General features: G+C 58.7%; 11 protein-coding genes. 4 read left to right on the plus strand and 7 right to left on the minus strand.

What is annotated here, in order from left to right; all coding sequences use genetic code 11:
- Positions 1-142: 142 nt before the first annotated feature.
- The 3 genes from rpoD to CFBP5499_RS09985 all read right to left on the minus strand — a co-directional run bounded on the left by rpoD (position 143) and on the right by CFBP5499_RS09985 (position 5416).
- A complete protein-coding gene (gene rpoD, locus CFBP5499_RS09975; RefSeq protein ID WP_080824640.1) occupies positions 143-2197 on the minus strand; it encodes an RNA polymerase sigma factor RpoD in 2055 nt (684 codons plus the stop codon).
- 393 nt (positions 2198-2590) lie between these two features.
- A complete protein-coding gene (gene dnaG / locus CFBP5499_RS09980; protein ID WP_080824639.1) occupies positions 2591-4576 on the minus strand; it encodes a DNA primase in 1986 nt (661 codons plus the stop codon).
- A 387-nt stretch (positions 4577-4963) separates the two neighbouring features.
- Positions 4964-5416: a GatB/YqeY domain-containing protein gene (locus CFBP5499_RS09985; RefSeq protein WP_080824638.1), complete on the minus strand. Its 453-nt coding sequence runs from the start codon at positions 5414-5416 to the stop codon at positions 4964-4966.
- A gap of 335 nt (positions 5417-5751) precedes the next feature.
- On the opposite strand from CFBP5499_RS09985, the gene carA reads away from it, so the two are divergent.
- A complete protein-coding gene (carA, locus tag CFBP5499_RS09990) occupies positions 5752-6957 on the plus strand; it encodes a glutamine-hydrolyzing carbamoyl-phosphate synthase small subunit (RefSeq protein ID WP_080824637.1) in 1206 nt (401 codons plus the stop codon).
- A gap of 37 nt (positions 6958-6994) precedes the next feature.
- Here carA and CFBP5499_RS09995 read toward each other — a convergent pair whose 3' ends face one another.
- Positions 6995-8392: an MATE family efflux transporter gene (locus tag CFBP5499_RS09995; RefSeq protein WP_080824636.1), complete on the minus strand. Its 1398-nt coding sequence runs from the start codon at positions 8390-8392 to the stop codon at positions 6995-6997.
- Between the two features lie 330 nt (positions 8393-8722).
- On the opposite strand from CFBP5499_RS09995, the gene CFBP5499_RS10000 reads away from it, so the two are divergent.
- Together CFBP5499_RS10000 and CFBP5499_RS10005 are read left to right on the plus strand one after the other, a co-directional pair.
- Entirely contained in the window at positions 8723-10813 is a 2091-nt protein-coding gene (locus tag CFBP5499_RS10000; RefSeq protein WP_080827256.1) for a methyl-accepting chemotaxis protein, read from the plus strand.
- A 292-nt stretch (positions 10814-11105) separates the two neighbouring features.
- Positions 11106-11585: a DUF2938 domain-containing protein gene (locus tag CFBP5499_RS10005; protein ID WP_080824635.1), complete on the plus strand. Its 480-nt coding sequence runs from the start codon at positions 11106-11108 to the stop codon at positions 11583-11585.
- Positions 11586-11624: 39 nt separating this feature from the next.
- On the opposite strand, the gene ypfJ is transcribed toward CFBP5499_RS10005, so the two are convergent.
- The 3 genes from ypfJ to CFBP5499_RS30470 all read right to left on the minus strand — a co-directional run bounded on the left by ypfJ (position 11625) and on the right by CFBP5499_RS30470 (position 13297).
- Positions 11625-12542, minus strand: coding sequence for a KPN_02809 family neutral zinc metallopeptidase (gene ypfJ / locus CFBP5499_RS10010; RefSeq protein WP_080824634.1), 918 nt, complete (start codon positions 12540-12542; stop codon positions 11625-11627).
- A gap of 98 nt (positions 12543-12640) precedes the next feature.
- Positions 12641-13129, minus strand: a complete 489-nt coding sequence (locus CFBP5499_RS10015) for a DUF2306 domain-containing protein (RefSeq protein WP_080824633.1) — start codon at positions 13127-13129, stop codon at positions 12641-12643.
- 15 nt (positions 13130-13144) lie between these two features.
- Entirely contained in the window at positions 13145-13297 is a 153-nt protein-coding gene (locus CFBP5499_RS30470; RefSeq protein ID WP_233284199.1) for a hypothetical protein, read from the minus strand.
- On the opposite strand from CFBP5499_RS30470, the gene CFBP5499_RS10020 reads away from it, so the two are divergent.
- A complete protein-coding gene (locus CFBP5499_RS10020) occupies positions 13258-14040 on the plus strand; it encodes a LytTR family DNA-binding domain-containing protein (RefSeq protein WP_233284147.1) in 783 nt (260 codons plus the stop codon). The genes CFBP5499_RS30470 and CFBP5499_RS10020 overlap by 40 nt on opposite strands.
- Positions 14041-14193 lie beyond the last annotated feature (153 nt).

Raw genomic sequence — 14193 nt, forward strand, 5'->3', positions numbered from 1 at the left:
GAACCAAATCGAGGCTGGCATTTCCAGTAAAGCGGAATGCCTGTTTTCACACATAGGGCTTGTCGCAGAGTTCGCCAGTGCGGGAAACAAAAAACCCGGCCAGCGCCGACTGACCGGGTTCAATTTTGAAGGAAGCGGAAGCTTAGCTGTCGAGGAAGCTGCGCAGCTTTCTCGAGCGGCTCGGATGCTTCAGCTTGCGCAACGCCTTGGCTTCGATCTGACGAATACGTTCGCGCGTAACCGAGAACTGCTGGCCGACTTCTTCCAGCGTATGGTCGGTATTCATGCCGATGCCGAAGCGCATGCGCAGAACACGTTCCTCACGCGGCGTCAGCGACGCCAGAACGCGGGTCGTGGTTTCACGCAGGTTCGCCTGGATTGCGGCGTCGATCGGCAGCAGCGCGTTCTTGTCTTCGATGAAGTCACCGAGATGCGAATCCTCTTCGTCACCCACGGGGGTCTCGAGCGAAATCGGCTCCTTGGCGATCTTCAGAACCTTGCGCACCTTTTCAAGCGGCATGGCCAGCTTTTCCGCCAGCTCTTCCGGGGTCGGCTCGCGGCCGATCTCGTGCAGCATCTGGCGCGATGTACGGACGATCTTGTTGATCGTTTCGATCATGTGAACCGGGATACGGATCGTGCGGGCCTGGTCGGCGATCGAACGGGTGATAGCCTGCCTGATCCACCAGGTCGCATAGGTCGAGAACTTGTAACCGCGGCGGTATTCGAACTTGTCGACCGCCTTCATCAGGCCGATATTGCCTTCCTGAATGAGGTCGAGGAACTGCAGACCACGGTTGGTATACTTCTTCGCAATCGAAATCACCAGACGCAGGTTGGCTTCGACCATCTCCTTCTTGGCGATACGCGCTTCGCGCTCGCCCTTCTGCACCATCGAAACGATGCGGCGGAATTCGGCAATGGAAATGCCGGTTTCCGTGGAGAGGTTCTGGATTTCCTGACGGATTTCCCGGATCGTGTTGCTTTCCTCGCGGGCGAATTCCTTCCAGCCGCGCGCGGCCAGATTGGCGATCGACTTCATCCAGTTCGGATCGAGTTCCGCACCGTGATACTGCTCAAGGAAGCTGTCGCGCTTGACGCCGTAGGATTCGGCAAGGCGCAGCAGGCGGCCTTCATTCTGCATCAGCCGCTTGGAAATGTCGTAGAGCTGCTCGACGAGGCTGTCGATACGATTCTGGTTCAGCGACAGCGACTTGACGGCCGTGATCAGCTGATCCTTCAGTTCCTTGTAACGACGCTCCTGGCCGGAAGACAGGGTGCCGGTGCAGGCCAAACGTGCCTCGACCTGCTGGTCCTGAAGCTTGCGCAGCTTCTTGTAGGTGTCGGCGATGGTGTCGAGCGTTTCCATGACCTGCGGGCGCAGTTCGGCTTCCATCGCGGCAAGCGAAAGATTGGACTCGTCGTCGTCCTCTTCTTCCTCTTCCGGCGGCAGGCCATCGCCACCCACGTCAGTCACGTCTTCGTCACCGGTCGGCGCGCGCAGCTTGCGGGTCTTTTCCTTCTCTTCGGCGGCCTTGCGGTCAGCCTCGATCTTTTCCGGGCTCTGGAACTGCGGAGCAGCCTTGGCTTCCGGACCGGAATAGGTCGTTTCGAGATCGATGATCTCGCGCAGCAGCGTCGTGCCTTCGTTGAGTTCGTCGCGCCAGATGATCAGCGCCTGGAACGTCAGCGGGCTTTCGCACAGGCCCGAAATCATCGTTTCGCGGCCGGCCTCGATGCGCTTGGCGATGGCGATTTCGCCTTCGCGCGACAGAAGCTCGACGGAACCCATTTCGCGCAGATACATGCGCACCGGGTCATCGGTACGGTCCGTCGGTTCTTTCTTCTTCGCGGTCGCAAGCGCCGTGCCGCCGGACGGTGCCAGTTCGCCGCCTTCGGACTCCTCATTGTCGGAATCGCTGTCGTCTTCGGCAGGCGCGGCTTCCTCGGCATCCTCGTCCTCGATCACGTTGATGCCCATATCGGACAGCATCGCCATCGTGTCTTCGATCTGCTCGGAGGTCACTTCTTCGGACGGCAGGACGGAATTCAGCTCGTCCATCGTCACATAGCCGCGCTTCTTGGCGGCCTTGATCATCTTCTTGACCGCGTCATCCGAAAGATCGAGAAGCGGACCGTCCGTCGCACCGTCGCGTTCGTTTTCTGCTTCTTCGTTTTCTTTGACTTTGGTTGCCATCTATCTCGTCGCTTTCCCTGACGCTAACACCTGTTCCGCCGCATCGCCGTCCGCCCCTTGAGCATCCAGCGGTTTGCCGCGAATCACTGTCAGACACCTAACGGAGTGATCTTTAATTGCCGATTAACCACGGCAGCCTCAGGCAGAATGCAAAGACAGTGCACCCGGAAATGCTTGCTCATGCAATTTCTATCCGCCAAGGCTCATTCCACCTTACTTTTCCTGAAATGGTGATTCCCGCTATTTCCCGCCCCGTCAAGCCTTTGAGGGCGAGACAGCCACGGAAATTCTCAAAAAAGGCCGCATTTTGCGGTTATCACCAGACTATCCCCTATTTAGGACGCTTGCCGCAAAAGGCAACCCCACACGTCTTTCTATTCTTGGCCAGCCCTCTCAGCCATGGCCGAAGGCCGGCCCCTTCACCCGGCCGGACATGACCCCGAAACCATCGATGATCGCTTCCTGATTTTCCATGCGGCCGATTTCCAGCTGCACTTCGGCAATCGCCCGCACCAGAAGCGTGCCACGCTCGTCATCGGTCGCCTCGGCGATTTCCCGCTCCAGCTCCCGTTTCTGCCAGAGCAGGGATTTCGTCCTCTTGTGCAGCGAAAGCGCCTGCACGTAACCTTCGCGCGCATCCTCCATCGCCGCCTGTTCGGTCGCCGTCCACAGGCGGGCATTGCGCACCTGTTGATCCATGACCTTCAAAAGCGCCTCGAAACCCTGCTGCGACAGCCGTTCGATCAGCCCCGCCCGCGATATGTCCGCCGCACTCTCGGCCGCATAGGTCAGCACCGTCGACCACAGCCGCTGCAGATCGCGGCTCTCATAATCGATAGCGGCGATCTCGTCATATTCCTCCAGCAGCAACTCGGGATGGTTGACGATGGTAATAGCGAGAACGCTCTCCCGCAGAGACGGCTTGGTCTGATGCCCCCTGACAAGGCCGGATTGCGTCAGCCGGTCGGAAATGCTGCTGGCCGGTGCGGACATCGCCCCGCCCCGCCCGGGCGCATTGCGCTGGAAACCGCGACCGGCGCCCTGACCGCCCTCGCGGCGGAAATTCCCGCCCTGCGAGCCGCCCTGCTGAAAGCGCGGCTGGAAGAAACCATTCAGCCTGTCGCGCATATCCTGCTGGTAAAAGCGGCGCACCGTTTCGTCGGCAATCACCGCAACGATCTGGCGCAGGCGGCTTTCAAGCTGAGCCCGTTTCTCTGGCGTATCGAAGGTAACGCCAGACGTCTCGCGGCTCCAGATCATCGCGGCAAGCGGCTTGGCTTCCGAAAGCACCCGGTCGAAGGGCGCGCGCCCCTCCAGCCGCACAAGATCATCCGGGTCCTTGCCGTCAGGCAATAGGGCAAAGCTGACGGAGCGATCCGGTTTGATATGCGGCAAGGCGAGATCGGCCGCACGGTTGGCAGCGCGAATGCCGGCGCCATCGCCATCGAAGCAGAGAACCGGCTGCGGCGACATCTTCCAGAGGAGATCGAGCTGGCTTTCGGTTAACGCCGTACCAAGCGGCGCGACGGCATTTTCGACACCGGCCTGATAAAGCGCGATGACATCCATATACCCTTCGACGGCGATGACCGTGCCGCCGGCGGCCTGCGAGGCGCGGCGCGCACGGGCGAAATTGTAGAGAACATTGCCCTTGTGAAAAAGCTCGGTCTCGTTGGAATTGAGATATTTCGCTACCGCATCCGCCGCCATGGCGCGGCCGCCAAAGGCGATAACCTTCTCACGGGACGACAGGATCGGGAACATAATGCGGTCGCGGAACCGGTCATAGGAGACCGGTACATTTTCATGCACCACCAGCCCGCAGGCCTCCATCTGCTCCTTGGACACGCCCTTGCTTGCAAGATGCTCCTTCAGCGCATTGCGGCTATCAGGCGCATAACCCAGCCGGAAGGTCTCGATGGTACGCCCGGTCAACCCGCGATCCCGTAGATAAGCCCGCGCCCGCGCGCCGAGCGCGGTCTGCAACTGATCCTGAAAGAACAGCGTCGCCATTTCCATGACGTCCTGCAACGAAGTGCGCTCGCGCTCGCGCTTCTCCGCCTGCGGATCGGGCTGCGGCATGGAAATGCCGGCCATATCGGCGATCTGTTGCACGGCTTCCGGGAAACTTAAGCCCTCAAGCTCCGTCAGAAAGCGGAAATGATCGCCGGAAACGCCGCAACCAAAGCAATGATACCGCCCCTTGCGGTCCTCGCAATGAAAGCTCGGGCTTTTTTCGCCATGGAACGGGCAGCAGGCCCAATAATCCCCCCGGGGCGCATTGGTCTTCTTCTTGTCCCAGGACACACGTCGGCCGATCACATCGGAGATGTTCACGCGGTCGCGTATCTCATCGAGGAAAGAATTGGAAAAGCGCATGGGTTACCTGTTCGAGGCCAGTCTTTCATATAAGCGCAGAAAGGCTTGAGCACCAACCCAAAGAAAGACAATACCCGATATTCACAGGCCACAGAGATGAAAACCAACGCCGCCATTGCGCCTGCTTCCGGCAAATTTATGGCAGTGCAACATCACTAAAAATTATGTTTTTGTAATTTGAGCGGCGCGTTGCGACGATGTAAAAACAAAACACAGTCAAAGGCAGTGTTTGAAATTTCCATACACCTGCCGACACCCGCAGGCACGTCCCCCCGAAAAAGCCTGCGTGGAAGAGCATTTTGATCCGCCGGAATGCATCTTCGTCGGCAGAAAAAAGGCAGGGTAGCCATGGCTACCCTGCCTTTACTTTTTCGGAAGTGGCGAAAGCTACTTCAGCAAATCCTTGACGACGCCGGAGGCCTTCGCAAAGTCGATCTGGCCGGGATAACGCTCTTTCAGCGCATTCATGCACTTGCCCATGTCGCGCAGGCCGGATGCGCCGGTCTCAGTGATGACGGCCTGGCAGAGTTCGCGCACCTTCTCAGCCGGGATTTCTTCCGGCATGAATTCCTTGATGATGACGATTTCTTCGCGCTCCTGAGCGGCAAGCTCAGGACGGCCGGCACCCTCATAGATGGTGGCGGACTCTTCCCGCTGCTTCACCATCTTGGTCAGGATCTGCATGATGTCCTCATCGCTGACGGGGTCCTTGCCCACGCCGCGATTGGCGATATCGCGATCCTTGATGGCCGTCTGGATGAGACGCACGGTCGATGTGCGGCGCGCATCACGAGCCTTCAGCGATTCCTTCAAAGTATTAGCGAACGTGTCGCGCAGCATTTTTCTTCTCCTTGGGAAAGCTCATTCCGCAGCTTCCTGATCGGCAAACTTTCCGCCTTATTTTTCGCAACGACATAAACGAGCAAACACGCTCAAGCAAATCAATTGCATAAGCCCTTGAATCTACGACAGCTTAAATCCGCGTAAATCTTGGCCCTGCGGTTGACCGCTTGGGCTGCTTTCGTTATTTTCCGGCACCTGCACGAGATTTTAACGAAGGGTCGGAACGCGAGCTTTATCGCGCGCCCCTTTATGTCACGAAGCCTGCGACAAAAATGGCCCCTTACCCCCTGCCTTTCAAGAGGCGGGGTGCGAAGCGGCAGAAACGGAACGAGATGACCGAGACAGCGCCCTGGACTACCCGCAAACCGACAGCAATGCTTGTTCTTGCCGATGGCACAGTGATCGAGGGAACAGGCATCGGCGCAACCGGCAAGGTTCAGGCCGAAGTCTGCTTCAACACGGCGCTGACGGGTTACGAGGAAATCCTCACCGACCCCTCCTATCTTGGCCAGATCGTCACCTTCACTTTCCCGCATATCGGCAATGTCGGCACCAATGAGGAAGACATTGAAGACCTGACGCCCGCCGCCCGCCGCGGCGCCGTCGGTGTCATCTTCAAGGCCGACATCACCGATCCGTCGAACTTCCGCGCCGTCAAGCATCTGGATGCCTGGTTGAAGGCCCGTGGCGTCATCGGCCTTTGCGGCATCGATACCCGCGCGCTCACGGCATGGATCCGCGAAAACGGCGCGCCAAACGCAGTCATCGCCCATGATCCGAACGGCGTCTTCGACATCGAGGCGCTGAAGGCCGAAGCCAAGGCATGGAGCGGCCTCGTCGGCCTCGATCTCGCCATCGAAGCCACATCCGGCCAGTCCTCCACCTGGACGGAAACCCCGTGGGTGTGGAACAAGGGTTACGGCACGCTCGGTGAAGCCGATGCGAAATATCATGTCGTCTGCGTGGATTTCGGCGTCAAGCGCAACATCCTGCGCCTCTTTGCCGGTCTCGATTGCAAGGTGACGGTGGTTCCCGCCCAGACCTCGGCTGAAGACATTCTGGCGCTGAAGCCGGATGGCGTGTTCCTTTCCAACGGTCCGGGAGACCCGGCCGCGACAGGCGAATATGCCGTGCCTGTTATCCAGAACCTCATCAAGAGCGAGCTGCCCATCTTCGGTATCTGCCTCGGCCACCAGATGCTCGGCCTCGCCGTCGGCGCGAAGACCGAAAAGATGCATCAGGGCCATCACGGCGCGAACCACCCGGTCAAGGACTTCACGACAGGCAAGGTGGAAATCGTCTCGATGAACCACGGTTTTGCGGTCGATACCAAGTCGCTGCCCGAGGGCGTCGAAGAGACCCATATCTCGCTGTTCGATGGCACCAATTGCGGCCTGCGCATCACCGGCAAGCCGGTCTTCTCCGTCCAGCACCACCCGGAAGCATCTCCCGGCCCGCAGGACAGCCACTACCTCTTCCGCCGCTTCGTCAACCTGCTGCGCGAAAACAAGGGTGAGGCAGCGCTCGCCGAGCGCTGATCCTTTTTAAATCCGGAAGTTACATGCGGCCCGCTTCTCAGCGGGCCGTTTGCATTTCACGCTTCACCAGCAGCACGAAGCGGATGGTCAACAGAACGGCGGCCGTCGAAAGACCGATAACGAAGCCGAACCAGACGCCGCGTCCACCAAAGCCGAGCGGAAAGGCCATCGTCCAGGCAAGCGCCAGCCCGATCGGCCAATAGGAAATCAGCGCCAGCATCGCCGGAATGCGTGCATCCTTCAACCCGCGCAGCAAGCCCGCCGTCACGGCCTGAATGCCATCCACCAGCTGGAAGATGCCGGCAATCACCACGAGACTGCTGGCATAGGCAAGCACTTCCGCAGCCTCCGGCAATTTCGGATCGAGGAACCATTTCGCCAGAAATTCCGGTACGGCCGCAAACAGGATGCCGCCGCAAATGGCAATGCCACAGGCAATGGCATAAATCATGATCGAGGCACGGATGAGATTTTTGAAATCCCCCTGCCCCCGCGCCACGCCCACGCGAACCGTCGCCGCCTGGGAAAGACCAAGCGGAATCATGAAGGCGATGGAGGCGAGCTGCAGGGCAATACCGTGGGCGGCAAGTTGCACCGTGCCGATCTGCCCCATCAGGATCGAGGCGGCAGCAAACAGCGTCACTTCGGCAAGAATGGTGATGCTGATCGGCAGGCCAAGACGCAGCACTTCAAAGAGCGCATGCCAGTCCGGCCGCCAGAAGCGCACGAACAGCTCGTATTTCTTCGTTTCCTCGCGCGTCTGCACATAAGCGACGATGAAGATGAAGCTGAAGGCATTGACGATGACGGCAACGACGGCTGCGCCATTCATGCCCATCGCCGGCAATCCGAAATGGCCGAAGACCAGCGCATAGGCCATCAGCCCGTTCATGACGAGCATGATGATGGTGACATAAAGAATGATGCCCGCACGGCCGATGGCGCTGACAAGGCCGCGCAGCACGTAAAAAAGCAGCGCCGGCACCAGGCCGAACTTGGCAATGGCGAGGTAATGGCCGGTCAGTGCCGCAACATTGGGGTTCTGCCCGAGATAGACCAGAATGCGTTCTGCATTGAAAAAGATCGGCAAGGCGAGCAGCCAATAGGCAATCGCCACCCACATGCCCATGCGCAGCGAGCGGCGTGCCGATGTTGCATCGCCCTGCCCGTAGGCCTGCGCCACCATCGGCACGACGGCGACGGAGAATCCCGAACCGAAAATGAAGACGACGAAGAAGAACTGCCCGGCCAGCACCATGGCCGCAAGCTTCTCTGCTCCCAGCTGGCCGACGATGACCATATCAGTGGTATGGATGCCAAGCTGTGCGAGCTGCGCGCCGATAAGCGGAATCCCGAGAACAAGCGTAGCCTTGAAATGCGAAAACCACGACCCCGATCCGGAAGGAACGGTTCCTGCAATAACCGACGAAGACATTGTAATTCACCTGAACCTTGGCCGTTGCCCGCGAATTGCGCAACGGCAGCAGGTTGATGAATAAAATATTCCCTTCCTGCACGCAACCGGCAGCAGCAAATGATTAAAAATTACGCAGATCGGCGGCCACGCGAAATCCGACTGTATTGCGCCCTGACAAAAGACAAATTTAGTCCAATTTTACCATTCGCCCTTATCCATTAGAACATCGGATAGTTCTTTTAAAACCAAAAGCTGCATGATGCAGAATATTCCCGCCTTTGAGGCATGTTTCCTCCATCAATGTCAAAGATGACCTCGACGGTACATCCGGCTTCAAGGATTCGTAGCTTGCCAAAGAAATCCAATCTTATGACGCGCATTCTGATTGCAGCGTCATCTCTTGTCGTCGCAGCCTTTGCGGGTTTTTCTTACTACATCGACAGCCTCCAGCATCGGGTTACGACCGAATCTGTGGCGGAAAATATCGATTCTTCGGGCAAGCAGGCCGCGCAAAGCATCGCCAACTGGCTGAACGGACGCATCATGCTGACCGAAACGGTGGCAAAGACGCTTGCCAAGCTTCCGGATGACGAAGCGAAGCTGCACTTTCTGGAAAATGACGTGCTGACGGCGCAGTTTATGTCGACCTATTTCGGCAATGCCGAAACCGGCAGCTTCACCACCTTCCCGAAGACGCCGCTGCCCGAAGGCTACGATCCGCGCAAGCGTCCGTGGTATCTGGATGCGGTGAAAGCCGGCAAGACGGTTCTGACCGAACCCTACAATGACGCCTCGACCGGCGGCCTCATCATCACCGCCGCCATTCCCGTTTCCATCAATGGCAAGCTTACCGGCGTCACAGGCAGCGACTTCTCGCTGGATTCGCTGGTAAAGATGATCAAGTCGGTGGATGCCGGCACGGATGGATATGCCTTCCTCGTCAGCAAGGATGGCAAAATCCTCATTCATCCCGATCCGAAATTCGTCGACAAGCCGCTGGCCGATCTCTTCAAGGTCGATACGCCGGCGATTTCCTCCGCGATTTCTGAGACCGAAATTGACGGCAAGGGCAAGATCACCAGCTTCATCCCGGTTGCCGGCCTGCCTTCCGTCGACTGGTATCTTGGTTTCGTGGTCGATTCCGATGTGGCTTATAGCGCCATCGGCCAGTTCCGGCTGGCGGCCACCATCGCCACGGTTCTTGCCGCCACAATCATGATCGCTCTGCTTGCGACCGTGCTGTCCCGCTTCATCGTCCGCCCCGTCACGCAAATGACGTCTGCCATGGAAGGCCTTGCCGCCGGCAATCTCGATGTCGCCATTCCCGGCCAGGAGCGAACCGACCAGATCGGCTCAATGGCGGCGGCCGTTGCCGTGTTTCGCTCGAACGCCACAGAGCGCCTGCGCCTCGAAGGGGATGCCGAACAGAACCGCACGCTTTCCGAACAGGAACGCAACGAGCGCGAAAGGACGGCAACAAAAGACGCGGCGGACATCCAGTTCGCGGTCGATTCGCTGGCCAAGGGGCTGGCGCATCTTTCGAACGGCGATCTCAATTATCGTATCGATACGCCTTTCGTGACCCGCATCGACCGCCTGCGCGACGACTTCAATAATTCCGTCGCCAAGCTCAATGAAGCGCTCAGCACCGTCGGCCAGAACGCGCTCGCCATCGACGCCGGGGCCGGCGAAATCCGCCAGTCCGCCGATGACCTGGCACGCCGTACCGAGCAGCAGGCGGCCTCCGTGGAAGAGACGGCGGCAGCGCTTGAGGAAATCACCACGACGGTGAAGGATTCCGCCCGCCGTGCCGAAGAAGTCGGCCGTCTGGTCGATCGCGCCCGCGACAATGCCGAACAGTCCGGCGTCATCGTGGAAGATGCCGTGCGCGCCATGGAAGGCATCGAAAAATCCTCGTCCGAGATCAGCAACATCATCGGCGTGATCGACGAGATCGCTTTTCAGACCAACCTGCTCGCGTTGAACGCCGGTGTCGAAGCCGCTCGCGCCGGTGAGGCCGGCAAGGGTTTTGCCGTCGTCGCACAGGAAGTTCGCGAACTTGCCCAGCGCTCCGCCAATGCGGCGAAGGAGATCAAGACGCTGATCAATGCCTCGACATCGCAGGTGCAGTCCGGTGTCGAACTCGTCGGCAATGCCGGCAAGGCGCTGGAAACGATCGTCCGCGAAGTGCAGGAGATCAACCGCCATATCGACGCCATCGTGACCTCGTCACGCGAACAGTCGACCGGGCTTCAGGAAATCAACACCGCCATCAACACCATCGATCAGGGCACGCAGCAGAATGCCGCCATGGTCGAGGAACAGACGGCGGCGAGCCACGGCCTTGCCTCGGAAGCGGCAGCGCTCAACGAGTTGCTCGCGCAGTTCCAGCTCACCACGGCCACGCGGCGGCAGGCGGAATATGGGAGGGCTGCTTGAGGAAAAACGATATTGGCCGACGCTAAAGTGGTCAGACATTCGCCAAAACACTAGCCTCTTGGCGTCATCCTCGGGCTTGTCCCGAGGATCTAACCACGTCTCATTCAATCGACACGTTGCAGATGCTCGGGACAGGCCCGAGCATGACGTAGGAGAGGTTTCAGCCTGCTTCTCACCAATCTCATGGCCAGAGCAATCCGGCCATTTTTCTTGCCCACCCCGGCAATAGACCATTCCCGCCAATGCCACGATCCGCTAGAGCTTGATCGATCACGATCATGCGGAGGGATTCATGCTGGAACTGATTTGGCGCGGCATTGCCATGGGCATTGGCGGCACCGTGTTTATGGATATATGGGCAATCATACTGCACCGGTTTTTCGGCCAGTCCGCGCCGAACTGGGCGCCGGTCGGCCGCTGGTTCTGGCATGTGCCGAAGGGCCGGATATTTCACGATAGCATCGCCACGGCTGAACCCTACGAGCACGAAATGGCGCTCGGCTGGATTTCGCATTACGCCGTCGGCATTCTCTACGGCATCATCCTGGCGCTGGTCGTTCCGGCCGCATGGTTTGCCAATCCGTCCTTCGTCGCGCCGTGGATCGTCGGCATCGTCACGGTCGGCGCTGGCTGGTTCCTGCTGCAGCCGGGGCTGGGCATCGGCTGGGCGGCATCGAAAACGCCGAACCCCACCAAGGTTCGCGTCCTGAACCTTGTCGCCCATACGGTTTTCGCGCTGGGCATGTATGCCGTAGCGCTTTTGATGCGTTGAATGAAAAAGGGAGCTGAAAGCCCCCTTTTTCGTCTGGTCTTAAATATTCGCCGAGAATGTGTCGCAATCCTCGACACGGCCGTTCTGGAAACCGCGCTTGAACCATTCCATGCGCTGCGCCGAGGTGCCGTGGTTGAAACTGTCAGGCACCACATAACCTTGCGTCTGCTTTTGCAGCGTATCGTCGCCGATCTGGTGGGCCGCGTTCAGTGCTTCCTCGAGGTCGCCGGTTTCGAGAATGCCCTTCTGTTCGGTGAACTTGCCCCAGATGCCGGCGTAACAATCCGCCTGAAGCTCCACACGCACCGACATCTTGTTCGCATCCGTCTGGCTCATCGACTGGCGGCGACGGTTGAACTCCGGCAGGACGCCGGTCAGATTCTGAATATGGTGACCCACCTCATGCGCAATCACGTAAGCCTGCGCGAAATCGCCGGCTGCGCCAAAACGCTTGTCCAGTTCGCTGAAGAAACTGGTGTCGAGATAGACCTTTCGGTCACCCGGGCAATAAAACGGGCCACTGGCGGCAGAAGCATAACCGCAGGCGGAAGACACCTGACCGGAGAATAGCACCAGCGTCGGCTTTTGATAGGTCTCGCCGGCGGACTGGAAGATACCGCTCCAGGTATCCTCGGTCTCCGCCAGCACGGTGCGCACGAAGGCGGTCGTCTCGTCGGACGACTGGCCCTGCGGCCGCGTGCCGGATTGCTGGGTTCCCGACTGCGTCGTGCCGCCGCCGTCCATCGACATATCGCCGCCGGTCAGCAGCGTCAGCGGGTTGATACCGAGCACCCAGCTGATCAGAAGAATGACCAGAAGACCGCCGATCCCAATACCGCCGCCGCGACGGCCGATTGGCACGCGCATCCCGCCTCGGGAAAAAGGATCACCCGACCCCGCCGACATGCCACGCCGGTCCTCGATATTGTCCGACTGGCGACGCCCTCTCCATTCCATGCTCTTCTCCCGGCGAATATCGCCTCAACAAGCTGCCTTATAACGGCACTATAATACATCTTGTTCCGGAAGAAAGCAGAGGCGACCAACGGAACCTCTCATACGGTCCGGCGTCGTTGTTTCAATATCGTCAGAAAGAGGAAGGCGAACACGAGTGCGCCGGCAGAAAAGGCCACAAGACCGGCTTTTCCGTTACCCAGAACAACCTCATGCATGATGCGTCCGGGAACGAAGGTGAAGCCACCGGCAATCACGATACCGCCGAGATAAACGCTCTGCATGATGCGCATATGGCGTCGGATATCGCCGCGGCGCGCGAAATAGACCGATTGCAGACACCCGTAAATGGTGAATATGGAAAGCAGATGGATCGGGCTGAAACCATAAAACACCTTCAATTCATGAATGAAGAAGGTCGAAACTGATGTCGCGACCATCAGCACCAACCAGATCTTGCCCAGCAGCCGGTGGGTGGCGGTGCCCTTGGGACGCAGGAAAATGAAGGCGCCGAGAATGGCGGCGGGCACGACGGTGGCGACATGGAATTGCACGGCAAGCGGTGCATCTAACAAAGGCTGGAATGACATGGGCGCTGTTTCGGCTCAGTTGAAATCACCGGCAATTTCGGCAAAACATGTGGACAAGAAAATCGAATTGGCGCCATCAGCAGGAAAACTTCGTGGATCACCCGTATCTGCAATCCACGCTTCGTGAAATGCACGCCATGCTGCAATCGCGTAGGCTGTGGCTGACATTTCTTGCCGTGCTAGCGATATTCATCCTGACCGGGCCTTTCGGGACCAGCGAAACCATGAGCTTCGCCGACCGGCTGCTTTACTGGACGATCGTTCAGGCTGGCGCCTGGATATTTGCCATATCCTTTTCCATCATCGCGAACAGCATCCTTGCTGGAAGCATCAGAAATATGCTGGCGCGGATGATGATCGGCTCCCTGACGGCCGCTGTGCCGATTGGACTGCTGCTGACCATCACGAATCGGGTCTTTTCCGACAAAGAAATGGGTTTCGGGCCCTTTCTACAAAGCAGCCTGTCGTCCTTACCTCTCTGTGCCATCTTTTGCCTGCTGAGCTATCTCACCGCCTGCCAGTCGCTCCAAACGGGAGCGGATGCCCCTGCCGATACAAGCGGAGATGAACCCGAGGTAAAAAAAACCGCGCCGCTGCTGGAGCGGCTGCCGCCGCAAAAGCGCGGAGAATTGCTGCGACTATCGGTGCAGGATCACTATACGCAAATCGTCACCACGCGCGGGCAGCAACTCGTTTTGCTGCGTTTTGCCGATGCACTGAAAGAAATCGGCCAGACGGAAGGCGTGCAGGTGCACCGATCCCACTGGATTGCCGATGCTGACGTCGTCTCCTTGCGTAAACAGGCGGGTCGTTTGCATGTCATTACCAGAGACGGTTCGGAAATCCCCGTCAGCCGCTCCTATAATACGGCGGTACAGGCCCGTTTCGCCGCGCAAGTCCCTATCCGTTAAGGTTTCTGTCGATTCCGGAATTTATGGGGTTCCGTTCTCAAAAACATTTGCCTATAAGCCGCTTCTAGCCTGAAAACTTTGAATTGCGCGCCCCGGCCGGTGATCTTTCACCCTGGCTGGTGTTTTGCGCAACCAAATCGCGGAACGAGAGAG

Origin of the sequence: Agrobacterium tumefaciens, from assembly GCF_005221325.1 — a bacterium.
Classification (GTDB): Bacteria; Pseudomonadota; Alphaproteobacteria; order Rhizobiales; family Rhizobiaceae; genus Agrobacterium.

Bases quoted from the DNA above. Each gene is read 5' to 3' on its own strand.
- rpoD (WP_080824640.1), bottom strand. From the start codon at position 2,197: ATGGCAACCAAAGTCAAAGAAAACGAAGAAGCAGAAAACGAACGCGAC.
- dnaG (WP_080824639.1), bottom strand. From the start codon at position 4,576: ATGCGCTTTTCCAATTCTTTCCTCGATGAGATACGCGACCGCGTGAAC.
- CFBP5499_RS09985 (WP_080824638.1), bottom strand. From the start codon at position 5,416: ATGCTGCGCGACACGTTCGCTAATACTTTGAAGGAATCGCTGAAGGCT.
- carA (WP_080824637.1), top strand. From the start codon at position 5,752: ATGACCGAGACAGCGCCCTGGACTACCCGCAAACCGACAGCAATGCTT.
- CFBP5499_RS09995 (WP_080824636.1), bottom strand. From the start codon at position 8,392: ATGTCTTCGTCGGTTATTGCAGGAACCGTTCCTTCCGGATCGGGGTCG.
- CFBP5499_RS10005 (WP_080824635.1), top strand. From the start codon at position 11,106: ATGCTGGAACTGATTTGGCGCGGCATTGCCATGGGCATTGGCGGCACC.
- ypfJ (WP_080824634.1), bottom strand. From the start codon at position 12,542: ATGGAATGGAGAGGGCGTCGCCAGTCGGACAATATCGAGGACCGGCGT.
- CFBP5499_RS10015 (WP_080824633.1), bottom strand. From the start codon at position 13,129: ATGTCATTCCAGCCTTTGTTAGATGCACCGCTTGCCGTGCAATTCCAT.
- CFBP5499_RS10020 (WP_233284147.1), top strand. From the start codon at position 13,258: ATGCACGCCATGCTGCAATCGCGTAGGCTGTGGCTGACATTTCTTGCC.
- CFBP5499_RS30470 (WP_233284199.1), bottom strand. From the start codon at position 13,297: ATGTCAGCCACAGCCTACGCGATTGCAGCATGGCGTGCATTTCACGAA.